Origin of the sequence: Gilliamella bombicola (assembly GCF_900094945.1) — a bacterium.
Taxonomy (GTDB): Bacteria; Pseudomonadota; Gammaproteobacteria; order Enterobacterales; family Orbaceae; genus Gilliamella; species Gilliamella bombicola.
In genome coordinates this window covers 61,357-83,873 of record NZ_FMAQ01000008.1, presented here as the reverse complement: position 1 = coordinate 83,873, position 22,517 = coordinate 61,357, and the positions used below count along the sequence as shown (strand labels likewise).

The 22,517-nt window shown below is 35.8% G+C and carries 19 protein-coding genes; 9 read left to right on the top strand and 10 right to left on the bottom strand.

Going from position 1 to position 22,517, the window contains the following annotated elements:
- Positions 1–60: 60 nt before the first annotated feature.
- The 7 genes from GA0061081_RS07760 to polA form a co-directional block, all read right to left on the bottom strand.
- Positions 61–1,041, bottom strand: a complete 981-nt coding sequence (locus tag GA0061081_RS07760) for a D-isomer specific 2-hydroxyacid dehydrogenase family protein (protein WP_091349358.1) — start codon at positions 1,039–1,041, stop codon at positions 61–63.
- 454 nt (positions 1,042–1,495) lie between these two features.
- Positions 1,496–3,169 (bottom strand): asparagine synthase B, encoded by a 1,674-nt coding sequence (asnB, locus tag GA0061081_RS07755; RefSeq protein WP_091349356.1) that lies wholly within the window; start codon positions 3,167–3,169, stop codon positions 1,496–1,498.
- A 193-nt stretch (positions 3,170–3,362) separates the two neighbouring features.
- Positions 3,363–3,707 (bottom strand): YdbL family probable chaperone protein, encoded by a 345-nt coding sequence (locus GA0061081_RS07750; protein ID WP_091349354.1) that lies wholly within the window; start codon positions 3,705–3,707, stop codon positions 3,363–3,365.
- 98 nt (positions 3,708–3,805) lie between these two features.
- Positions 3,806–3,991 (bottom strand): YnbE family lipoprotein, encoded by a 186-nt coding sequence (locus GA0061081_RS07745; RefSeq protein WP_091349352.1) that lies wholly within the window; start codon positions 3,989–3,991, stop codon positions 3,806–3,808.
- Positions 3,992–4,002: 11 nt separating this feature from the next.
- The gene (locus tag GA0061081_RS07740) at positions 4,003–5,616 is read right to left on the bottom strand and encodes an intermembrane phospholipid transport protein YdbH family protein (RefSeq protein ID WP_167349329.1); all 1,614 of its coding nucleotides are present in this window, start codon (positions 5,614–5,616) and stop codon (positions 4,003–4,005) included.
- A 54-nt stretch (positions 5,617–5,670) separates the two neighbouring features.
- Entirely contained in the window at positions 5,671–7,101 is a 1,431-nt protein-coding gene (gene gltX / locus GA0061081_RS07735) for a glutamate--tRNA ligase (RefSeq protein ID WP_091349348.1), read from the bottom strand.
- Between the two features lie 217 nt (positions 7,102–7,318).
- Complete coding sequence (gene polA, locus GA0061081_RS07730) at positions 7,319–10,084, bottom strand: DNA polymerase I (RefSeq protein ID WP_091349346.1); 2,766 nt, start codon at positions 10,082–10,084, stop codon at positions 7,319–7,321.
- A gap of 206 nt (positions 10,085–10,290) precedes the next feature.
- On the opposite strand from polA, the gene folE reads away from it, so the two are divergent.
- The 5 genes from folE to ispH all read left to right on the top strand — a co-directional run bounded on the left by folE (position 10,291) and on the right by ispH (position 16,418).
- Positions 10,291–10,950 carry a GTP cyclohydrolase I FolE gene (folE, locus tag GA0061081_RS07725; RefSeq protein WP_091349344.1) on the top strand — a complete coding sequence of 220 codons (660 nt, stop codon included), beginning with the start codon at positions 10,291–10,293 and terminating at the stop codon, positions 10,948–10,950.
- A 155-nt stretch (positions 10,951–11,105) separates the two neighbouring features.
- A complete protein-coding gene (ribF, locus tag GA0061081_RS07720; protein WP_091349342.1) occupies positions 11,106–12,044 on the top strand; it encodes a bifunctional riboflavin kinase/FAD synthetase in 939 nt (312 codons plus the stop codon).
- 36 nt (positions 12,045–12,080) lie between these two features.
- A complete protein-coding gene (gene ileS, locus GA0061081_RS07715) occupies positions 12,081–14,888 on the top strand; it encodes an isoleucine--tRNA ligase (RefSeq protein WP_091349339.1) in 2,808 nt (935 codons plus the stop codon).
- A 110-nt stretch (positions 14,889–14,998) separates the two neighbouring features.
- On the top strand, positions 14,999–15,469 hold the full coding sequence (lspA, locus tag GA0061081_RS07710; RefSeq protein ID WP_091349336.1) for a signal peptidase II: 471 nt from the start codon (positions 14,999–15,001) through the stop codon (positions 15,467–15,469).
- A 1-nt stretch (position 15,470) separates the two neighbouring features.
- Complete coding sequence (gene ispH, locus GA0061081_RS07705; RefSeq protein WP_091349334.1) at positions 15,471–16,418, top strand: 4-hydroxy-3-methylbut-2-enyl diphosphate reductase; 948 nt, start codon at positions 15,471–15,473, stop codon at positions 16,416–16,418.
- Between the two features lies 1 nt (position 16,419).
- Here ispH and GA0061081_RS07700 read toward each other — a convergent pair whose 3' ends face one another.
- Positions 16,420–16,671 (bottom strand): YfhL family 4Fe-4S dicluster ferredoxin, encoded by a 252-nt coding sequence (locus tag GA0061081_RS07700; RefSeq protein ID WP_091349331.1) that lies wholly within the window; start codon positions 16,669–16,671, stop codon positions 16,420–16,422.
- A gap of 302 nt (positions 16,672–16,973) precedes the next feature.
- Between GA0061081_RS07700 and GA0061081_RS07695 the strand changes: the two genes are divergently transcribed.
- Both GA0061081_RS07695 and GA0061081_RS07690 read left to right on the top strand, forming a co-directional pair.
- Positions 16,974–18,131, top strand: coding sequence for an efflux RND transporter periplasmic adaptor subunit (locus GA0061081_RS07695; protein ID WP_091349394.1), 1,158 nt, complete (start codon positions 16,974–16,976; stop codon positions 18,129–18,131).
- Between the two features lies 1 nt (position 18,132).
- Positions 18,133–20,100: a MacB family efflux pump subunit gene (locus GA0061081_RS07690; RefSeq protein WP_091349328.1), complete on the top strand. Its 1,968-nt coding sequence runs from the start codon at positions 18,133–18,135 to the stop codon at positions 20,098–20,100.
- A gap of 98 nt (positions 20,101–20,198) precedes the next feature.
- Here the strand turns inward: GA0061081_RS07690 and GA0061081_RS07685 are convergent, their stop codons facing one another.
- Positions 20,199–20,924, bottom strand: a complete 726-nt coding sequence (locus GA0061081_RS07685; protein WP_091349326.1) for a DsbA family protein — start codon at positions 20,922–20,924, stop codon at positions 20,199–20,201.
- 14 nt (positions 20,925–20,938) lie between these two features.
- On the bottom strand, positions 20,939–21,208 hold the full coding sequence (locus GA0061081_RS07680) for a YihD family protein (protein WP_091349323.1): 270 nt from the start codon (positions 21,206–21,208) through the stop codon (positions 20,939–20,941).
- Positions 21,209–21,353: 145 nt separating this feature from the next.
- On the opposite strand from GA0061081_RS07680, the gene mobA reads away from it, so the two are divergent.
- Both mobA and GA0061081_RS07670 read left to right on the top strand, forming a co-directional pair.
- Entirely contained in the window at positions 21,354–21,953 is a 600-nt protein-coding gene (gene mobA / locus GA0061081_RS07675; protein WP_091349320.1) for a molybdenum cofactor guanylyltransferase MobA, read from the top strand.
- A 244-nt stretch (positions 21,954–22,197) separates the two neighbouring features.
- Positions 22,198–22,392: a helix-turn-helix domain-containing protein gene (locus GA0061081_RS07670; RefSeq protein WP_091349316.1), complete on the top strand. Its 195-nt coding sequence runs from the start codon at positions 22,198–22,200 to the stop codon at positions 22,390–22,392.
- The last annotated feature ends 125 nt before the right edge of the window (positions 22,393–22,517 follow it).

The following is a 22,517-nucleotide window of genomic DNA, read 5'->3' as shown; positions in this document are numbered from 1 at the left end:
TTCTTGCATATATAAACTCCTTAATATTTTTTATTATTAATTAAAATTTAAAACAATTTATTAAGAAACAACTGATTGTAGTTCTAAATTATTAACAAAGTTTTCTACATCTTGTACACACTTTTCCCCCATACCTTGCAGGCATTCAATGGCATAAGCGGAAGTATGAGGTGTAACAAGTACTTTAGGATGCTTAACTAAAGGATGGTCATTGTATGAAGGTTCAACATACATTACGTCAGTTGCATGTCCCTCAACAATACCACTATCAAGTGCGTTTAATAATGCACTTTCATCAATCAATTCAGCTCGTGCAGTATTCGTAATATAGACACCTTTTTTCATTAAAGAAAATTGAGGCTCTTTTAAGATATGGTAGCTTGTTTCATTCAGTGATGCATTTAAAGAGATGATGTCGGAATTTTGAAGCAAATAATCTAATTCAACAATTTCGATATTATTTTTATTTGCCCATTCTTTATTGACTTTAGGATCAACCACAAGTAACCGAGTATTAAAGCCGTGTTTAAATATTTCTGCTACTCGACTGCCAATATTACCGCATCCAATAACACCAACAACTTTACCCGTAACATTAATGCCTAAAAAAGAGGCTCTTTTTTTCCATTCATTTGACTTAACAGCTGCTTGAGATTGAACTGTTTGCCTAATTAATGCTAGTAAATTGGTTACAGCATTTTCAGCAACCGCATCTCGCTCAACTAAAGGGGGAACAATAGTAACGATCGTACCGTGCTCTTTAGCGGCAATAACATCAACATTATTAAACCCTATTCCATGGCGAGAAAGTAAAAGTAAAGGATCTTTTTTGTTATCAAAAAACTCTTTATCAAAAAATGGTCTGACACTCGCAATTACAATATTAAATCCTTGCAATGCATCAGCTAATTCTTTTCCAGAAATACTATTTTCAAAAATAAAATGTTTTACTTCACCTATTTTTTCTAGTCGTTTTAAATGATCTGGAAAATATTTTCCAAAACTACTTGAGTTGATTATTGCAATTCTATAATTTTTCACTCAATGCTCCTAGTTAATAAATCACCACTCTTACAATTATATTTATTGGAAAATAAACATTGTTTACTTTCCACCCTGTCGTTATGTGACTGGTAACATTAAGTATAGTTTATTAGATTTACAAAAAAATGAATTTAGATCACATATTTAATAAAAAATGCTCATAAAAAATCCAAGACATGAAGTATAGAAAATTGCGTTATTTTTTTTAAAACGTATACCAATCAATGAAATTAATGAACTAAATTTTAAAATAATGAAAAGTTTTTAATAAATGATTAAATTATCGTTGAATGAAAAATGGGAGATTTATCGTCACTAAACTATGATAGTTTAGTTAAAATGAATTTAACAAAAAGTAGATTAATCAGAATGTTCTAACTAAATATAAAAAAAGGGCATATAGCCCTTTTTACAAATTTGAATGAGATAATATTATCTTGAGCCTAATCCTTTATTTTTTATAAGCATCATTATGCACACCTACCGCTGCACGGCCTGATGGATCATTTAGGTTTTTGAAAGATTCATCCCATTCAATCGCTTTAGCGGTTGAGCAAGCAACTGTTGGACCACCTGGCACACAATGCGCTGCACTTTCAAGTGGGAATAGTTCATCAAAAATCTCACGATACATATAGGCTTCTTTTGAAGTCGGCGTATTGTACGGGAAGCGGAATTTTGCATTTTCTAATTGCTGATCAGTAATTTTACTTTCGGCAATCTCTTTTAATGTATCAATCCAGCTATAACCGACACCGTCAGAGAATTGCTCTTTTTGACGCCAAACAACCGATGCTGGTAAGTAAGATTCAAATGCTTCGCGGACAATGTGTTTTTCCATTTTGCCATTACTACCACACATTTTATCTTTTGGATTAATGCGCATAGCAACATCTAAGAATTTCTTATCAAGGAATGGAACGCGAGCTTCAACGCCCCATGCCGCCATCGCTTTATTAGCACGAGCACAATCATACATATGCAGTGCCGCTAATTTGCGTACGGTTTCTTCATGGAACTCTTTGGCATTTGGTGCTTTGTGGAAATAAAGATAACCACCAAACACTTCATCAGCACCCTCACCAGATAGTACCATTTTAATGCCCATAGCTTTGATTTTACGTGCCATTAAATACATAGGTGTTGACGCACGAATAGTAGTGACATCATAGGTCTCTATGAAATAAATCACATCACGGATCGCATCAATACCCTCTTGAATGGTAAAGTTAATTTCGTGGTGGACAGTGCCCAAATGATCCGCAACAGCTTGCGCCGCTTTAAGATCGGGTGCGCCTTTTAAACCAACAGCAAATGAGTGCAACTGCGGCCACCATGCTTCTGATTTTTCGTGATCCTCAACGCGGCGAGCAGAGAATTTTTTAGTGATTGCTGAAATGACTGAAGAATCAAGTCCACCTGATAATAACACACCATAAGGTACATCAGACATTAAATGACCTTTTACTGACTCTTCTAATGCAACACGAAGTTCATTGATGTCTGTTTTATTATCCTTAACATTTTCATAATCCATCCAGTCACGTTTGTAGTAGGTTTTGATTTCACCTTCGGTACTAGATAAGTAACATCCTGGAGGGAAAGCCTCAATTGTTTTACAAACAGGCACTAAGGCTTTCATTTCAGAAGCAACATAAAATGTACCATTTTCATCGCGACCAGTATACATTGGAATAATACCAATATGGTCACGGCCAATAAAATAAGTGCCTTTATTGATATCATAAAGAATAAACGCAAACATGCCTTGTAATTCGTCAAGACAGTCAATACCCTTTTCTTGATATAAAGCAAGAATCACTTCACAGTCTGAACCGGTTTGAAATTCATAACGATCTTTGTACTGATTTCGGAGTTCTTGATGATTATAAATTTCGCCATTTACTGCTAAAACTAATGTTTTATCTTTATTATAAAGCGGCTGAGATCCGGTATTAACATCCACAATAGATAAACGTTCATGAGCAAGAATAGCTTTATCAGAAGCAAAAATACCAGACCAATCAGGACCACGATGACGCTGTAGGCATGATAGCTCTAATGCTTTTGTTCGTAGTTGTTCTGGATCTGATTTAATATCAAGAATACCTAAAATCGAACACATTGATTTTCTCCATTTCAAATCGCATAAGCGATATTGTTACAAATAAAAACTAACTAGATAAGATTTCATACCATTTTTTATTTAATATAAAAACACTATGAACAGATATTTAAACAAACAGGATACACATTATTGATACACAATAAAAGTACAATGTCATTATACTTTTGTTATTGTTACTAAAAAGCGATAATTATTTTTTTACCCATTGACCTTGTTGCTTTATATATTGACCTGCTGGGGTCTTTTCTTGCGCTTTACTACCCGCTTTTTTTTCTACTTCACTTAAAGGGATATTACTTTCAGCGGATACTTTTTGATACTGTTGTTTACGAGCCTGATTAATGAGTTGTGCAATTTCAGTAGCGTTACCTTCATTTTTCACTACGCCTAAATAACCATCAGCCTGTTCACCAACAATGCCTTGTGCTTTAGCTTGACCTAATGAATCCATCGCTTGTTCTAAATTTAATGCAAATGCAGAAAAAGATAAAACAGCTGATAATAACGTTATTATTACTTTTTTATAGATAGTCATAACAAACTCCTTAATAAATACATCATATTTTATTAATTCGAATGTGGGGCGCCTTTTGTCCACAATCAAATACATCGATTAAAATAGAACCTATTGGTTTAATATAATCCAGATTTATTAATAATATTATCTAACGCCTTATCAACCTTAATATTAATTTCATGGTCTATCTTAACATTCAAATTGATATTAATTGGCTCGCTTGGAGCTTGAACCTTAACTGTTGGTGAACAGCCAATTAACACTCCCGCTAGTGCCATCATTACAATAACATTTCGTACCATAAAATAACTCCTTATTTTGAAGATCCCTTTTTTAAATTATCTTCAATACGTTTACGGATAGGCTCGCTAATTTGATCGGACAACTGTAAACTCATGAGCAATTTAGTTATATTTTCTTCAAGATTGATATTTAGATTCACGGCTTTGCCATTTTCGACATCTAAATTGCTGCCTTGAATATTCAATCCTAGTTTAGCAATGTCATTAGCATAATCAACTGTACCTTGTAACTTAGTATAATGAAAATTTTTAATAATATCAGTGAGTATTTTCATATTTGGGTTACTTTGTGCATAATTTTTCAAGGTTGAATTTTCAAACTGTAGATAACCTTCATTAATCGTAGCTAACCGACCATTTTTAATGACAAGGTTTAATGCTGTTTCGCCCCTTTTCTTTACCTCTAATAAGGTAATAGGTAAAACCCCCTCAATTACGCCCGCACCGGCAAGCCCTTCGGCAGGGTATTTATCAAAAATATCTTTTAGTTGTATCTGTTTTAACCCTAAATTAAATTGTTGGGGTAATTTGGCTAAATTCAATTTATTTTCTTCAATAAAAACTAAACCTGAAAAAACATTAGCTTCAAGCTTGTTCCAAGTAACTATACCTTTGCTAGGTGATTTAAATGAAGCGGAATAACTACCCGCTAATTTTAGCTTTTCAAAGGCAATACCCATATTTACTTCTTGAACATTTAACGCGGGCGTCGAAACCGTAAATTGGTTATCTTTTATAATAATATTAACATCACCTGTCACCGATTTAATTTCACTACTTTTATAAATACCATTGAGCTTATTAACCGTTAGCATTGCTATAACAGACAATTTATTATTATCAAATGGAATTTTTGATTCTAGTTGAATATTCAATTGCCCAGAGGACGATCCAAGAAATAAATCGTCAGAAAGATTTGCTTTTTCTAAGCTAATTGAGGCTTTATCTGAAGTCGTTAATGCCAATTGATGGCCAGATACCCAACCAGTAAAAGGCAATGTTAAATTACTATTTTCTAGACCTAATTGATTTAAAGATGTTTTTAAAAGACCGTTTTGTATATCAACACGCGAAGCTTTTTGATTAACAAACAAAGTAGCCGATAATTGTGCGATCTCTTGGGTATTGGTTGATACATCCAGTTGTATAGCTTCTTGCTGTTTACTGATATCGACTTTTAAATCGAATTGTTTTTTATCTTGTTCATAAAATTGTAGTGTATCTATATGAATATTCTTAGGTAACCAATAAACAATAGTTGAAATCAAAGAGAGATCAAAATCAGATTGATTAAGATTATCAGTAGCAGTATCAACTACATTTTCGACAGAATCTACGACCGTTTCAGATTGATTTACTTGCCAGTGGATATCCAAATTATTTGCAGATAAATATGACCACGAAATTAACAGATTTTTAGCTGTTATAGAGATTTGAGATTGCTTGCTAACAGTAAGTTCATCAAAAGTAAGCCCTTCAAAACTAAGGCTAGCACCATGCCAATCGACCATAATTCCATGTTTCTGCTTAAATGACTGCCAATAGTGCCACCCATATAAGCAAAACAGTACAATCAAAAATAAAATACTAAGTGAGATCCAATAGCGTTTTTTTAAGCGAACCATAGAAGTTCTCGATTTGGCGAAAATAATTGCAGGCATTACCCTGCAATAAATAGATTAATTTTGAGATTGCTCACGCTGAGTAATATATGCCAAAGCTTTATCGATTCTAGCAAGCGTGCGCTTTTTACCAACGGCAAAAACAGTAGCATCAACCGATGGGGATTGCCCGATACCGGTTACAGCAACGCGTAGTGGCATCCCAATTTTACCCATACCGATATCAAGCTCAGTAGCCGTCGCTTCAATAGCATGGTGAATTTTATCAATTTGCCAGTCAAACTGAGCAATAGCTTCAATTTTAGCCTTAATAGTCTCTAATGGCTGTTTAGCCACTGGGCGAAGGTGTTTTTTAGCTGCATCTGCATCAAAATCAGCAAAGTCTTGATAACAATAAGAACAAGATTCAGCCATTTCTTTCAGTGTTTTACAACGTTCGCCAAATAGCTTAATGATGGTAATAAGATCGGGACCATTAGCTAAATCATAGCCTTGTTGGTTCATATGCCAAACTAAATGCTGAGCAACATAATCTGCATCTAAATGATTAATATAGTGGTGATTTAACCAAAGTAGTTTTTCGGTATTAAAAGCACTAGCTGATTTGCTCACTGCATCTAATGAAAAGTAGCTAATCATTTCTGGCACTGAGAAAATTTCTTGATCGCCATGCGACCAACCCAAACGAACTAAATAGTTAAGTAATGCTTCAGGTAAATAACCGTCATCACGATACTGCATTACACTTACCGCGCCATGACGTTTAGACAATTTTTGTCCATCATCTCCTAAAATCATCGATACGTGCCCATACTCAGGCAATGGTGCACCTAACGCTTTGAGAATGTTGATCTGACGAGGCGTATTATTGATGTGATCTTCACCACGAATAACATGGGTAATTTCCATATCCCAATCATCAACAACCACACAGAAATTATAAGTTGGTGAACCGTCTGTGCGACGAATAATAAGATCATCAAGCTCTTTATTGGCAATCTCAATCGGTCCACGGATTAAATCATTAAAGATAACAGTACCATCAATAGGATTAGCAAAACGAACAACATGAGGCTCATCATGAGAATGTTCTTTTTGCACCGAATCACAACGACAATGACCATCGTAACGCGCCTTTTCACCTTTCGCCATCTGTTCTTCACGCAATTTTTCAAGACGTTCTTTAGAACAGTAACAACGATAAGCGGTACCTTTAGCTAACATTTCGTCAATAACGAGATTATAACGATCAAAACGTTTAGTTTGATAATAAGGACCTTCATCCCATGATAATTTTAACCAATTCATACCCTCCATTATTGCTTCAATCGCTTCTGGTGTTGAACGCTCAAGATCAGTATCTTCAATACGTAACACGAACGAACCTTTTGCATGACGAGTATAAAGCCAAGAATAAAGCGCTGTACGTGCACCACCTACATGTAAATAGCCTGTTGGACTAGGTGCAAAACGGGTTTTGATTTTCATGAAATAATCCTAATAATAACAGTAAAACGAGCTTAAACAACAAAAAGACTGCTAGCGCCCTTTTCCTTAATTCTGCCAGAATCAACAAGCAAAATAACATGTTGATATCAATTCAATTTAGTTGCTTATTCTAACATGCCGAAAGGTTTCGGCAATAGTTCCATTAATGTTAGGCAGTTAGTATTTTATCCTTTTGTTTCACACTGATTTAGAATGATTAATGCGCTTCATCCCAGTTTTCACCCACACCGATATCCACTTTTAGTGGCACGGATAATTGATAGCAATTTTCCATAATTTTTTTAATTTCAGCACAATACTGCTCGATTAGTTCCTCTTTAGCTTCAAATACTAATTCATCGTGAACTTGCATTAACATTCTAATATTGCCGACAGGCTGACTTTTAATCCACTCATTCATTTTAATCATTGCGGTTTTAATAATGTCTGCCGCTGTACCTTGCATTGGTGCGTTAATTGCCGCCCGCTCCGCGCCTCGACGCTCAACACCATTGGTTGAAGTAATTTTTGATAAATATAAACGTCGACCCGATAAGGTTTCAACATAACCACTCTCAGCAGCCTGCTGGCGAGTCTGCTCCATATAGGTTTGTACACTAGGATAACGTTCAAAATAACGATCAATATAAAATTTGGCTTCTTTACGGCTAATATTAATTTGTTTAGATAAACCAAAAGAACTCATACCATAGATTAAACCAAAATTAACCGCTTTAGCGCACCTTCGTTCTTCAGACGTTACTTGAGATTCGGGTTTTTCTAAAATTTCGCCTGCTGTTACACGGTGAATATCTTTGTCGTTGGCAAAAGCGTTAAGTAAACTTTTATCTTGTGATAAATGCGCCATAATACGTAATTCAATTTGAGAATAATCGGCAGCAATAATCTTATAACCTTTTGGTGCAATAAATGCTTGTCTAATTCGTCGCCCTTCTTCGGTACGCACTGGAATATGTTGTAAATTTGGTTCGTTTGACGATAATCGCCCTGTTACCGTACCGATTTGATTATAATTAGTGTGGATCCGATGATCGATAGGGCTCACCATCAATGGTAATTTATCTGTATATGTGTTTTTTAACTTAGCTAAACTACGATACATTAAAATCATGCGCGGTAATTCGTATTGATTAGCCAGTTCACTCAACACATCTTCACTGGTTGCTGGATCGCCTTTTGGTGTCTTTTTTAAAACCGGTAGTTGGTGTTTATCAAATAAAATAGCTCGAATCTGTTTAGGCGAACTAGGATTGAATTTTTCGCCAGCTAGAAATTGTAACTTTTCTTTCAGTTCTTTTAATTTTTTGTTCAACTCAGCGGAGTATTTATTCAATAAATTAGTATCAACCAAAACCCCCGTTCTTTCCATTTCGGCAATCACAATAACTAATGGCATTTCAATATCAGTAAATAGATTTTTTAATTTTTGGTCTTTTTCAAGATCTATCCATAACTTATTGTGCAATTGTAAAGTAATATCTACATCTTCGGCGGCATATAGTGTGGCTTTTTCTACTTCTATGGCATCAATATTGAGTTGTATTTTCTCAGCTGGAGTTAGCTCTTCGTAAGTAATAGTTTTGTGGTTTAAATAGCGGTTTGCCAAACTATCCATATCATAACGTTCAGTGCTATTTAATACATAAGATTCAATCATTGTATCAAACGCAATGCCTTGCACGGTTATACCATAATTTGCCAGAACGCTATAATTAAACTTCGCATTTTGGGAGGCTTTTTTGATTTCTGGATTTTCAAATATTGGTTTTAATTTATCCAACACCTCATTTATTGGCAACTGGTTTGGAGCACCTAAATATTGATGAGAAATAGGAATATAAGCCGCTTGATTAGGTTCAACACTCAATGAAATTCCTACTAATTGAGCATGTACATGATCAATACCATCACTTTCAATGTTAAAAGCAAATTGCTTGCAATTTGTTAATGTTGCAATCCATTCATCTAGTTGTTTATTGGTTAATATGCACTGATAATCGTTTGTTTGTAAATCAGGTGTAGATTGTTGCATAAATGAAAGCAAACTATCATCAATAGGGGTATTGTTTTGCTGTTTCAAAAAAGTGCCTGAAATTAGCTCTTTTTGCCAACGATGAAAGCCATGATAATTAAACAGCTCAATGAGTGCTTTAACATCAATATCTCCCAATAATAGTTGTTCACTAGTAAAATCTAATTCAACATCGGTTTTTATCGTCGCAAGTAAATAAGAAAGCTCGGCTTCTTTTTGATTGTCTAACAGTTTTTGTTTTAAGGATTTAGCGCCTCTGATTGTCAATTTTTCAATATCGTCTAACCGATTATAAATATCTTTTAAACCATCAAACTCGGCTAACAAACTTTGTGCGGTCTTTTCACCCACACCAGCAATACCGGGAATATTATCTGACGCATCCCCCCTTAACGCTAAATAATCAATAATCTTGCCAGGCGGCACACCAAATTTATCTATTACGCCTTGCGGATCTAAGACGGTATCATTCATGGTGTTAATCAATATAATTTTGTCACTCACTAACTGAGCCATATCTTTATCACCAGTGCTAATCAATACGTCAAGATTTTCCTTTTCTGCTTGTCTAGCTAGTGTACCAATAACGTCATCGGCTTCCACTCCATCAATACAAAGCAGTGGTAAACCCATTGCTTTTAAAATAGCGTGAATTGGTTCAATTTGTGGTCGAAGATTCTCAGGCATCGCTTCACGTGTTGCTTTATAGTCAGAATAAATTTCGTTACGGAAAGAGCCACCTTTAGCATCAAATACCACAGCAACATGAGAGGAATTATATTGATTAATCAAACTGCGAATCATATTAATCACACCAACAATAGCCCCTGTTGGTTCACCTCTAGCATTGGTTAACGGAGGGCATGCAAAAAAAGCACGATAAAGATAAGAAGAGCCATCAATTAAGATAATCGGTGTGTTATTTAGCATTACAGTCACCTAAACGTTATTCAATACAATTGTTTAAGTAGTATAACCTAATTAACAATAATATTCTTACGAAGAACCATTATATAATGTAAAGAATTTTCAAAAAAGTATAAATGTTTCACATATAAAACCATATGTAAACGACTATATATTGTATAAGGAGTATTATATAATATTGTATCTATTTTCGCCTGAGTATGTAATAAATGACAGAATTAAGTCTTGCTGCGCAAAAAGTAAAAGCGGCGCTTGCGGCTAAAAACCTTGAAACACCATCATGCCGATTGGCAATGGATAATGGTGAGCGCAAAGAAAAAATCGAAGCTCATTTTCGTGAAATAATGAAACTTATGGAGCTCGATTTGACAGATGATAGCCTTGCAGAAACACCTCATCGAGTATCAAAGATGTATGTTGATGAAATTTTTTCGGGTCTTTATTATGAAAATTTCCCGAAAATCACGTTAATCGAAAACAAAATGCAAGTTGACGAGATGATAACCGTCCGCGACATCACTTTAACCAGTGTTTGTGAACATCATTTTGTAACAATAGACGGCAAAGCGACGGTTTCTTATATCCCCAAAGATAAAGTGATTGGACTGTCAAAAATCAATCGCATTGTTGAGTTTTTCTCACAGCGTCCTCAAGTACAAGAACGACTAACCCAACAAATTTTAGTTGCGCTACAAACATTACTTGGCACAGTCAATGTTGCTGTTTCAATTGATGCCACCCACTATTGCGTAAAAGCAAGAGGCATTAAAGACTCAAGCAGTATGACAACAACAACAGCGCTTGGTGGTGGATTTAAGACTAATCCAAGCACAAGACAAGAGTTTTTACGCACGTTAAATCACTATTAATCATTTGATGCTATTTGGTACTGTCAATACAGTACCTCTTCCTTAAGCTATCACAAAAACCAAACATCTAGCGCAAAAAGCCACTTTATATTGCGTGCATCTTAAAGAAAGATTGGTATAATTCTGGGCTACTCAATATAAATAACATTGTTTTCATGAAGATTATCCGTGGTATAACTAATTTAAAAAATCAATTCTCTCAATGTGTTTTAACCTTGGGAAATTTTGATGGGGTTCATTTAGGGCACCAGCAATTAATTAACCATATTATTAAACAAGGAAAAAAGAGAAACTTGCCTACGGTTGTGATGTTATTTGAGCCTCAACCACTAGAGTTTTTTACACAAGATAGGGCACCGTCACGGTTAACTTCATTTCAAGAAAAAGTCATTCTGATTGAAAAGTTAGGTATTGACTATATTCTTGTTATTCCATTTACAAAAAAATTTGCCCACATGTCAGCAAATCATTTCATCCAAGATTGGTTAATTAATAAGCTACAAGCTAAATATATTACTATTGGTGATGATTTTCAATTTGGGTTTGAACGTAAAGGGAATATCAATCTTCTACAACAATATGCGCACAACAACGACTTTATAGTAGAAAGCATGCCAACATTTGTTTGGAATAATTTCCGCATAAGTAGTACCGCCGTTCGCCAAGCACTTTTAAATAGTGATTTTGAATTGGCTCATTGTCTGTTAGGGCGTGATTATACAATACAAGGTCGCGTAGTCCATGGTAATGCTTTAGCTAGACAATTAGGATTCCCAACAGCCAACATTCACCTACACCGAAAAAAGCCTGCGCTACAAGGTGTCTATTTTGTTAAAGTAAAAAATATCTGTAACAACCAACATTATCATGGTATCGCCAATATTGGTTTAAGACCAACCATTAATGGGAAAAAGGCTATTTTAGAAGTGAATATATTTGACTTTTCAGAGGATATTTATGGACAATATTTAGACATAACATTCGTCCAAAAATTACGTGATGAGAAAAAATTTGATTCATTAACAGATTTAAAACAACAAATTACACAAGATATTTGCACTGCGAAAAAGATCAGTGCACAATTAACCAATTAAAAGTAGTATCAACAAATTTAACTGGAATAAATCAGCATGACAGACTATAAAAACACATTGAATTTACCTGAAACAGGATTTCCAATGCGAGGCGATCTCGCTAAACGCGAACCTGCAATGTTACAAAATTGGTACGATAAAGAACTTTATCGCAAAATCCGCCAAGTGAAAAAAGGCAAAAAAGCCTTTATTTTGCATGATGGTCCTCCTTATGCAAACGGTAAACTTCATATTGGTCATGCTGTTAATAAAATTATCAAAGATATCATTATCAAATCAAAAGGCTTAAGCGGTTATGATTCCCCGTATATTCCAGGATGGGATTGTCATGGCTTACCAATTGAACAAAAGGTCGAAGAGCAAGTTGGTAAGCCTGGGGTTAAAGTATCTCCGGCTGAATTTCGCCAAATTTGCCGTGATTATGCGGCCTCACAAGTTGAACTACAAAAAGCCGATTTTATTCGTATGGGCGTACTTGGTGATTGGCAAAACCCTTATCGCACCATGAATTATGATACTGAAGCCAACATTATTCGTGCTTTAGGTAAAGTGATTGAAAATGGTCATTTAGTTAAAGGTGCAAAACCGGTTTATTGGTGTACTGATTGTATGTCTTCTTTAGCGGAAGCCGAGGTTGAATATTATGATAAATCATCACCAGCAATCGATGTAAAATTTAAAGCGGTTGATAATCAAGCTGTTGCAAATAAATTTGGTATCAATACCGATTTAACCATTTATGCAGTTATCTGGACAACCACGCCTTGGACTCTACCTGCTAGCCGAGGGATTGCTTTAAATGCAGATTTTGAATACCAACTCGTTCAAATCAATGATAAAGAGTGCTTAATCTTAGCCACTGATTTAGTTGAAACAGTGATGAAGCGAGCTAATATCAGCGAATGGAAAGTGTTAGGTAGCTGTCAAGGCAATGCACTTGAGTTATTACGCTTTAAGCACCCATTCCTTGATTTTGACGAGCCGGTTGTGCTTGGCGATCATGTAACTATTGATGCCGGTACGGGTGCTGTGCACACTGCACCAGGTCACGGTACAGAAGACTTTATAGTAGGACAAAAATATGGGCTAGAAGTAGCTAACCCTGTTGGAGGAAATGGCTGTTACTTACCGGGAACAGGCGCAGGGCTAGATGGTCTATTTGTGTTCAAAGCAAACAAAGTAATCGTTGAAATATTAAAAGAACACAACGCATTATTACACTTTGAAAATATTGAACATAGTTATCCATGCTGTTGGCGTCATAAAACCCCTGTTATTTACCGAGCAACACCGCAATGGTTTATCAGCATGGAAAAACAAGGTTTACGGGCACAATCATTAAAAGAGATCAAACAAGTTCGTTGGATCCCTGATTGGGGACAAGCTCGCATTGAAACCATGGTAGCTAATCGTCCAGACTGGTGTATTTCGCGTCAACGAACATGGGGCGTGCCTATGACGTTGTTTGTTCATAAAGAAACAGAAGAACTTCATCCAGATACGTTAGCATTAGTTGAAAAAGTCGCTAAATTAGTTGAAAAAGATGGCATTCAAGCTTGGTGGGATGCTGATATTAAAGATCTCTTAGGCCCTGATGCTGATGATTATCGCAAAGTACCTGATACATTAGATGTTTGGTTTGATTCAGGATCTACTTTTTCGTCAGTGGTTCGCGTTCGCCCAGAATTTGAAGGACATGAAGCCGACATGTATTTAGAAGGCTCAGATCAACACCGTGGTTGGTTTATGTCTTCATTAATGTTATCAACGGCAATTAATAACAAAGCACCTTACAAACAAGTATTGACTCATGGTTTTGTGGTTGATGGGCAAGGACGCAAAATGTCTAAATCGCTTGGTAACATTGTAACTCCACAAGATGTAATGAATAAACTTGGTGCCGACATCTTACGTTTATGGATTGCCTCAACAGATTATTCTGGCGAAATGAACTATTCAGATGAAATCATCAAACGTTCCGCTGATAGTTACCGCCGCATTCGTAATACCGCACGTTTCTTACTGGCGAATTTAAATGGTTTCGATCCAGAGAAAGATATGGTCAAACCAGAAGATATGGTTGTCCTTGATCGCTGGGCGGTTAGTATGGCAAAAGAAGCTCAAGAACAAATTATTCAAGCTTATGAAAATTATGATTTCCATAAAGTGGTACAACGAATTATGCAATTTTGTTCAATTGAGATGGGATCATTCTATTTAGATATCATCAAAGATCGTCAGTACACAGCGAAAAGCGACAGCATCGCTCGCCACAGTTGTCAAACTGCGTTATATCATATTGCACAAGCATTAGTTCGCTGGATCGCGCCGATTTTATCATTTACTGCCGATGAAATTTGGCAATATCTACCTAGTTCAGAAAAATCAGAATTTGTATTTGAAGATGAATGGTATTGCTCACTGTTTACGTTATCAGATAACGAAGCGTTAAATAGCGAATATTGGGCAAAAATTTTAACTATTCGTAGTGAAGTAAATAAAGTACTTGAGCAAGGTCGTAATGACAAAGTGATCGGTGGTGCACTTGAAGCTGCCGTTACACTTTATGCTAATGAAGATATTGCTACGGCATTAGCTAAGTTAGAAAACGAATTACGCTTTGTTTTACTCACATCACAAGCAAGTGTAAAACCATTACAAGCAGCGCCGGCTAATGCTGTGCAAAGCGATATTCAAGGACTGAAAATTGAACTTGCTAAGGCGCAAGGTGATAAATGCCCTCGTTGTTGGCACTATACCGTCGATAATGAGCCAACCACACACTTATGCAAACGTTGTGCAGAAAATATTCACGGCCAAGGCGAAGTGCGGCATTTTGCATAATGCTAAGCTATTTAGCACATTAAAATAAGCTATAGCGACGCCTTATAGCTATCTAGTACCCTTTCCGCCGACAATTGTCGGCGGAAATATAATAATGAGCACAGACTTATATGAAAAAAGATAACGGACTTTACTGGTTATTATTTGCAATCCTTGTTTTTATCATTGATATCGCAAGTAAATTTTGGATTTTAAATAACTTCTCACTATTTGAATCAGTGAACCTCTTACCCTTCTTCTCAATTACTTATGTACGTAATATTGGTGCTGCCTTTAGCATTTTTGAGGGCCAACGTATGATGCTTGCTGCTATCGCCTTAATTATCAGTGCTGTAATTTTGCATATGTTATACCGCAATACTCGCCAGCAAAAATTAGAAAACTTTTCATTATCGCTGATTTTAGGTGGTGCATTAGGTAATTTATTTGATCGCCTTTATCATGGTTTTGTCGTCGACTTTCTTGATGTCAATTTTGGTGATTGGCACTATCCAACCTTTAATATCGCAGACTGTGCCATTTGCGTAGGTATTGGATTATTTATTTTCTATAGTTATAAAAAACCGAAGAAGACCGTATAATATGCAAATTATTTTAGCCAATCCTCGTGGTTTTTGTGCTGGTGTTGATCGAGCTATCACCATCGTTGAACGTGCACTAGAACTCTTTGGAGCACCGGTCTATGTACGCCACGAAGTTGTACATAATCGCTATGTTGTTAATCGTCTAAAAGAGTTAGGGGCGATTTTTATTGAAGATATTAGCGAAGTACCTGATAACACCATTCTTATATTTTCAGCACATGGCGTGTCTAAAGCGATCCGAGAGGAGGCAAAACAACGTAAACTGCGCATTTTTGATGCAACTTGTCCCCTTGTAACCAAAGTACATATGGAAGTTGCTCGATCAAGCTATCGTGGCGAAGAAGTCATTTTAATCGGTCATGCTGGTCACATCGAAGTAGATGGTACAATGGGGCAATATAGCAATCCCGAAGGTGGCATCTATTTAATCGAATCAATTGATGATGTAAAAACACTGCAAGTAAAAAACGAAAATCATCTTTGCTTTACCACTCAGACAACGTTATCGGTTGATGATACAGCCGAAATCATTACTGCTTTAAAAAAACGTTTTCCTAATATTCGCAGTCCTCGCAAAAATGATATCTGCTATGCTACAACCAATCGCCAGCAAGCAGTGAAACAACTATCATCACACGCAGACATTGTTTTAGTCGTAGGCTCTAAAAATTCATCTAATTCGAATCGCCTAGCCGAGCTAGCAAGGCGAAACAGCAAGCAGGCTTATTTAATTGATTTTGCATCTGACATCAAAAAAGAATGGCTAGTAAATACACATACGATAGGTGTAACAGCAGGCGCTTCTGCACCTGAGATTTTAGTGCAACAGGTGATTGATCATTTAAAAAGCTTAGGTTGCACATCTCTTATTGAAACAGATGGCATTTTAGAAAATATCACTTTTGAAATTCCAAAAGAACTTCGAATTGACATTAAATCAACTTGAATTAAGAAGACTTCAGTCCCTCAAATTTTACTAATAATTCTTCTTTTGTTTCAATATGTTCAGGATCAGCAATAATCGCATTTTGAATAGGGCAAACTCGCTGACAAGTCGAATGATCATAATATCCCACACACTCAGTACATTTATTGGGATCGATTTCGTACGTGTCAAATCCCATTGAAATAGCCTCGTTTGGGCACTCGGGTTCACACATATCACAATTAATACATTTGCTAGTTATTTTTAATGCCATTACAGTTTATCTTTACCGACTATAAAAAATTTGCGACATTATAGCGCAATCGCTAATAAATCCGAATAAGGATCCTATTATTGCTTATTGAACAACATACATACTAGTAAAAATGCCGATTAAACATATATTTTATGTATCAAAGCAATAACTTATATCGGGTATATTTTCATAATTATTACAATTTATTAAGAATGGTTATCAATAGCATTTAGTTTATTGCGATAGAATGTTAAAATCATAATAAGAACATTAAAGGATAAAAAAGATTGTTAAAATTGATAAAAATTAAATATATATTTATGGCTATTGCCATTTTTGTAATTATTTGTATTGCATATTTCATCACATCACGTTCAGAACCGACAGTCAATTACATTACATCGCCTGTAACAAAAAATAATATTGAAAAAACAGTACTGGCCGATGGCACAATTAGTGCCTTTAAACAAGTTAGTGTGGGTGCTCAGGTTTCTGGTCAAATAAAAAAACTCTATGTTGAGTTGGGTGATGAAATTAAGCAAGGCGATATGATTGCCGAAATCGACGATCTAAAACAAAGCAACGATTTAAAACAATCGGAAGCTTCACTTAATAGTTTAGAAGCACAACGTGAAGCCAAAAAGGCAAGACTAATCAACTATCAGTTAACCTATGATCGTCAGCACAAACTGGTCAGTAAGGGTGTGGGTATTCAATCGGATTTGGATACAGCAAAAGCCGAACTTGATGCAATCAAAGCCGATATTGCTGCGCTTAATGCCGACATAGTTAAGGCGCAAGTTGCGGTTGATACAGCGAAAGTTAACTTAGGATATACTAAAATCCGCTCGCCCATTGATGGTGTAATTGTCGCAATTCCAGTCGATGAAGGACAAACAGTAAACTCCGTCCAAAGTGCACCAACCATTGTTAAAGTAGCTCAGCTTGATAAAATGACGATTGAAGCGCAAATTTCTGAAGCCGATGTGGTCAATGTCAAAAAAGGCATGCCTGTTTATTTTACCATTTTAGGACAGCCTAATAGACGTTTTGATGGCTTAACACTACGTGCGATAGAGCCCGCACCAGATTCAATTAATACCGAAACAACCTTATCAAGTTCATCATCAACCACAAAAAGCGCGATTTATTATAATGGATTATTTGATGTGGATAATCCTGATCATATTTTAAGAATTTCAATGACAGCACAAGTCTATATTGTCCTATCTGAAGCAAAAGATGTATTAACCATTCCTTCTCAAGCAGTCCAAAAAAAATTAAGCAATAATAAAGCCATTGTTTATCTATTAAATAAAAATAAAGAAATTGAAGAACACGAAGTTATTTTAGGTATCGATAATAATATTAATGTTGAAATAAAATCGGGTATAAAAGAAGGTGATATTGTTGTAGTAAGTAGTACTAATGGAGCATCAATAGGTAATAATGCAAGATCCCCAAGGATTCGATTCTAATATGGCAAATAATACACCTCTTATCAAACTTGAAAATATTGTTCGTGAATTTCCAGCAGGCGATTCAACCATACAAGTTCTTAAAGGCATAAATCTGACAATTAATGCTGGTGAAATGGTGGCGATTATTGGGGCATCAGGATCTGGTAAATCCACTTTAATGAATATATTAGGCTGCCTAGATAAACCAACCACTGGCACCTACTCCATTGGCGGACGAACAACGAGTAAATTGTCACTTGATGAGCTCGCCGAATTACGTCGCGAACATTTTGGTTTTATCTTTCAACGTTATCACTTGTTAAATGCACTAACTGCACAAGGCAATGTAGAAATCCCAGCCATTTATGCTGGTGTAACCAGTGAACAGCGACAAAAAAGAGCGAACGAAATTTTAACACGTTTAGGACTTGCCGATAAAATACATAATAAACCTAGTCAGTTATCAGGAGGACAACAACAACGTGTCAGTATTGGCCGAGCTTTAATTAATGGTGGACAAATCATTTTAGCAGATGAACCAACCGGAGCCCTCGACCGCAAAAGTGGCTTAGAAGTGATGGCCATATTACAAGAGTTACACCAACAAGGCCACACAGTTATTATTGTCACACACGATGCAAATATTGCCCAAAATGCCCAGCGAATTATTGAAATTAGTGACGGTAATATTATTTCTGATTCTATTAACCCCAAATACCAATCTGAACAAAGTGATAATCGTCAAATTAAACAAATCGAAGCGACTAAAACCCAAGATAACTTCTTGGCAAAATATTATCGTTTTCGTGATGCGTTTAAGATGGCTATATTATCAATGCTTTCACAGAGATTACGTACTGTATTAACGATGTTGGGTATCATTATTGGTATTGCTTCTGTGGTATCAGTCGTTGCATTAGGACAAGGCACAAAGCAGAAAATTTTATCTAACATTAATTCGTTAGGAACAAGCACACTTGAAATCTATGCAGGCTCAGGCTTTGGCGATCGCAATGCAGATAAAATCACGACACTACGCTCATCTGATGCCGATTTTTTAGCGCAACAAAGTTTTGTTCACAGCACCACACCAAATCTTGCAACCAGTGTTTATTTTCGAATTAACAACCTAGCGGTAACAGGAACAGTAAACGGTGTTGGAGAGCAATTCTTTGCTGTTCGTGGTTATACTATTTCTCAAGGAAAATCGTTTGATGAAACCAGTATTATTACTTCAGCACAAGATGCGGTAATTGATGAAAACACCGTTAAACGACTATTTGCAGATCAAAATCCTATTGGAAAAATTTTAATGGCCGGCCAGCTACCTGTAAGAATCATTGGCGTTGCGACTAAACAACAACAAGGATTTGGTAGTAATGAAAGCTTGAATATTTGGTTACCTTATACCACCGTTATTAATCGGATGGTGGGTCAAACTTCGTTAAAAAGCATCACAGTACGCGTTAAAGATCATGTTGATTTATCAATTGCAGAACAAGCCATTAATCAAATCATGTTAAAACGACATGGCACAAAAGATTTTTTCATCTTCAACTCAGACAATATACGAGAAACCATTAACTCATCAGCTTGGGTAATGACACTCTTGGTTTCGGCTATAGCACTCATTTCACTTATTGTGGGAGGCATTGGCGTAATGAATATTATGCTAGTATCGGTCACAGAAAGAACGCGAGAAATTGGCGTACGTATGGCCGTTGGTGCGCGTTCAAGCGACATATTACAACAATTTTTAATTGAAGCCGTATTAGTTTGTTTAACCGGTGGCACAATAGGTATTTTACTTTCGTTTGCTATTGGATTTATTTTTAACGCTTTTGTTACATCATTTGCCATGAGTTTTTCCGTACTTGCCATTGTTGCGGCATTTAGCTGCTCAAGCATAATTGGCATTATCTTTGGTTACTTTCCAGCAAAACGTGCCGCAAAACTCGATCCTATTTATGCATTAGAGCGAGAATAGTCATCCTAATATAATAAAAAATCCCTTTGCACCAAATAATGATGCAAAGGGATTTAAAAATTAATTGATACAGGTTTTTCTTTAACCCTGATAATCATTTATTTTTTATTAGAATCCGTTTTTTCTTCTATTTTTGCATTAGGATCTAATCCAGCAACAAATGAAGTCACTCTTGCATAATCCTGAATAAAGGCTGCATCACTAGTTAGATTAAGTTGATTTGCTATGATAAAAAACTTACGATTAACAATAACAGTAGGAATGGACTCTGGTTTCATCTCTCTAATCGCATCACTTTGTTGTGCCATAAACGCTTTAACTAAAAAGCTATCTTTCGTTTTATCATACACTTCAGCACTGATACCTAATTTTTCAAAAACCGCTTTAATATCATCAGCTGTTTTTATTGTTTTATCTTTTTGAACTGCATTATAAAGTGCATCTGAAGCTTTATCTTGAATACCAAGTACATTAGCCACCGCCCATGCTTGTGAAAGCTCTTTAGCTAATAACCCAAAGTTCTCTAAATGATAACGTTTAAATTTAACGCCTTCTGGTAAAGCCTTACTAATAGTTTGTGAGCCATTATTTTGAATTTCAAATCTAAAACAGCTTGGGCAATTAAACGAAAAGAACTCAATAACTTCTTTATCGGGTGATGGATTAGTTGGCAGTGCAGCATATTGTTTGCCTAATTCGATCGGCGCTGGTGCATTGGTAGAGACAGTTTGTGATTCATCAGTTTTAGTTGTTGTTTTTCCTTCATCGGCAAAACAACTTACAGAAGAAAGCAAAATACTAATTGCAATAAGTGTTTTTTTCATTTTAATAATTCTCCTTATTCTTTTATAATTCCACGAGCTTTTAACAATGCGGATTTAAAATCTTCTTCATAATCTTTTTTTAGACCAGGAATAGCCTCATTCTTATCCGAACCCCGCATTTTTAAATGATAAATTAAAACTTCATCGCTCAAATCTTTTAATTCACCTTCAAAACCAGCCTCTTGACCTAATTTAGCTAAAAATTGTAATAAGTTAAGATCAGAATCGCTTTCCCATGCGGGTTGCAATAATTCCACTACTTCATCAATACGATGACATTTCATAATTGTTACCTTTAGTAGATCTTCAAACCTTTCGAAGATAATGATAAATAAGCAATCATCAAAAAATGATACGCTACGACTTGCAATAACTTTGCTATATAGTAATGTTATTTTGTTTTTTCGCAACGTAAAAGAGAAATAATTTATGGAAAAACCCTCTATTACTGCAATCATTCTAGCCGGCGGTAAAAGTACCCGCATGAATGGCAACGACAAAGGACTGTTATTATTACAACAAAAACCACTTTATCAACATGTTATTGATCGCATCCAACCTCACGTTGACGCACTCATGATTAATTGTAATCGCCATATCCAACAATACAAAAAAGCAGGTTATCCTGTATTTAGTGACGATCTGGCAGGATTTTGTGGGCCATTATCGGGGATTTATAGTGGCTTACTACGCAGCAAAACCGATTGGAACTTATTTATCAGTTGTGACACGCCTTTTTTACCAGATGACTTAATTGACCGCTTAGCTGTTTATACGGCAAATAACAGTGCTATTTATCCATATGATGGACAACATCACCATCCAACCATCTTGCTTATTCATAAAACAACTATTCCACAGCTACAAGCTTATTTAGAACAAGGTGAACGTAAACTGATGCTATTTTTAGAACAAATCAGTGCTAAATCTGTTGATTTTAGTGATAAAGCAGCTTGTTTTATCAATATCAATACGGTAGAGGAGCTTAATACATTTAACCAAAAAGCAAATAAACAATATTTTTTCTGAGCGATTTTTGACGTTTTGACCTTTGGTGAACAAAATAGCTATCGTGATCACCTCCGAGTTAGGGAATTATGAATTCCCTAACTACCCACGCTTTGGTTACAGAATATGGCCTGAAGCCACCCTGCATCGTCGATCAGATGGAGGCGCTTTTTTGACTTTTAGTGATTAAAGCACAAAGCTCGCAGATCAATTGAACTGCCCCCCAAAAGTTGGATTGTTTAAATCTACTTTTGGGAACAAAATTATGGCAAAAAAATATACATTCGATTTTAAAAAACAAGTTATTGAACATTATTTTAAGAGTAATGATGGTTATGGTTTAACCGCTTGGCACTTTCAAGTGCCTGTCGGTACAGTGGAGTCGTGGGTAAAGTTATATAAAAGAAAAGGCATTGAAGGACTAAAACCCGTCACAAAACAAAGCTGCTTTGGCGTTTGATATACACTTTGGATATGTAGGCCACTGGTTTAAAATATACCAAAAATAGGGCAAAGCAGGTTTTTCAATGACACCGAATCCACCACAGGGAAAAGCAGATAAAAAAATGGCTCATTTAGTTGATC

Coding starts and splice junctions, on each gene's coding strand:
- asnB (WP_091349356.1), bottom strand. CDS start 3,169: ATGTGTTCGATTTTAGGTATTCTTGATATTAAATCAGATCCAGAACAA.
- polA (WP_091349346.1), bottom strand. CDS start 10,084: ATGCTAAATAACACACCGATTATCTTAATTGATGGCTCTTCTTATCTT.
- ribF (WP_091349342.1), top strand. CDS start 11,106: ATGAAGATTATCCGTGGTATAACTAATTTAAAAAATCAATTCTCTCAA.
- GA0061081_RS07680 (WP_091349323.1), bottom strand. CDS start 21,208: ATGAAATGTCATCGTATTGATGAAGTAGTGGAATTATTGCAACCCGCA.
- GA0061081_RS07700 (WP_091349331.1), bottom strand. CDS start 16,671: ATGGCATTAAAAATAACTAGCAAATGTATTAATTGTGATATGTGTGAA.
- gltX (WP_091349348.1), bottom strand. CDS start 7,101: ATGAAAATCAAAACCCGTTTTGCACCTAGTCCAACAGGCTATTTACAT.
- GA0061081_RS07695 (WP_091349394.1), top strand. CDS start 16,974: ATGGCTATTGCCATTTTTGTAATTATTTGTATTGCATATTTCATCACA.
- lspA (WP_091349336.1), top strand. CDS start 14,999: ATGAAAAAAGATAACGGACTTTACTGGTTATTATTTGCAATCCTTGTT.
- folE (WP_091349344.1), top strand. CDS start 10,291: ATGACAGAATTAAGTCTTGCTGCGCAAAAAGTAAAAGCGGCGCTTGCG.
- GA0061081_RS07670 (WP_091349316.1), top strand. CDS start 22,198: ATGGCAAAAAAATATACATTCGATTTTAAAAAACAAGTTATTGAACAT.
- GA0061081_RS07685 (WP_091349326.1), bottom strand. CDS start 20,924: ATGAAAAAAACACTTATTGCAATTAGTATTTTGCTTTCTTCTGTAAGT.
- mobA (WP_091349320.1), top strand. CDS start 21,354: ATGGAAAAACCCTCTATTACTGCAATCATTCTAGCCGGCGGTAAAAGT.
- GA0061081_RS07740 (WP_167349329.1), bottom strand. CDS start 5,616: ATGGTTCGCTTAAAAAAACGCTATTGGATCTCACTTAGTATTTTATTT.
- GA0061081_RS07690 (WP_091349328.1), top strand. CDS start 18,133: ATGGCAAATAATACACCTCTTATCAAACTTGAAAATATTGTTCGTGAA.
- ispH (WP_091349334.1), top strand. CDS start 15,471: ATGCAAATTATTTTAGCCAATCCTCGTGGTTTTTGTGCTGGTGTTGAT.
- GA0061081_RS07750 (WP_091349354.1), bottom strand. CDS start 3,707: ATGACTATCTATAAAAAAGTAATAATAACGTTATTATCAGCTGTTTTA.
- ileS (WP_091349339.1), top strand. CDS start 12,081: ATGACAGACTATAAAAACACATTGAATTTACCTGAAACAGGATTTCCA.
- GA0061081_RS07745 (WP_091349352.1), bottom strand. CDS start 3,991: ATGGTACGAAATGTTATTGTAATGATGGCACTAGCGGGAGTGTTAATT.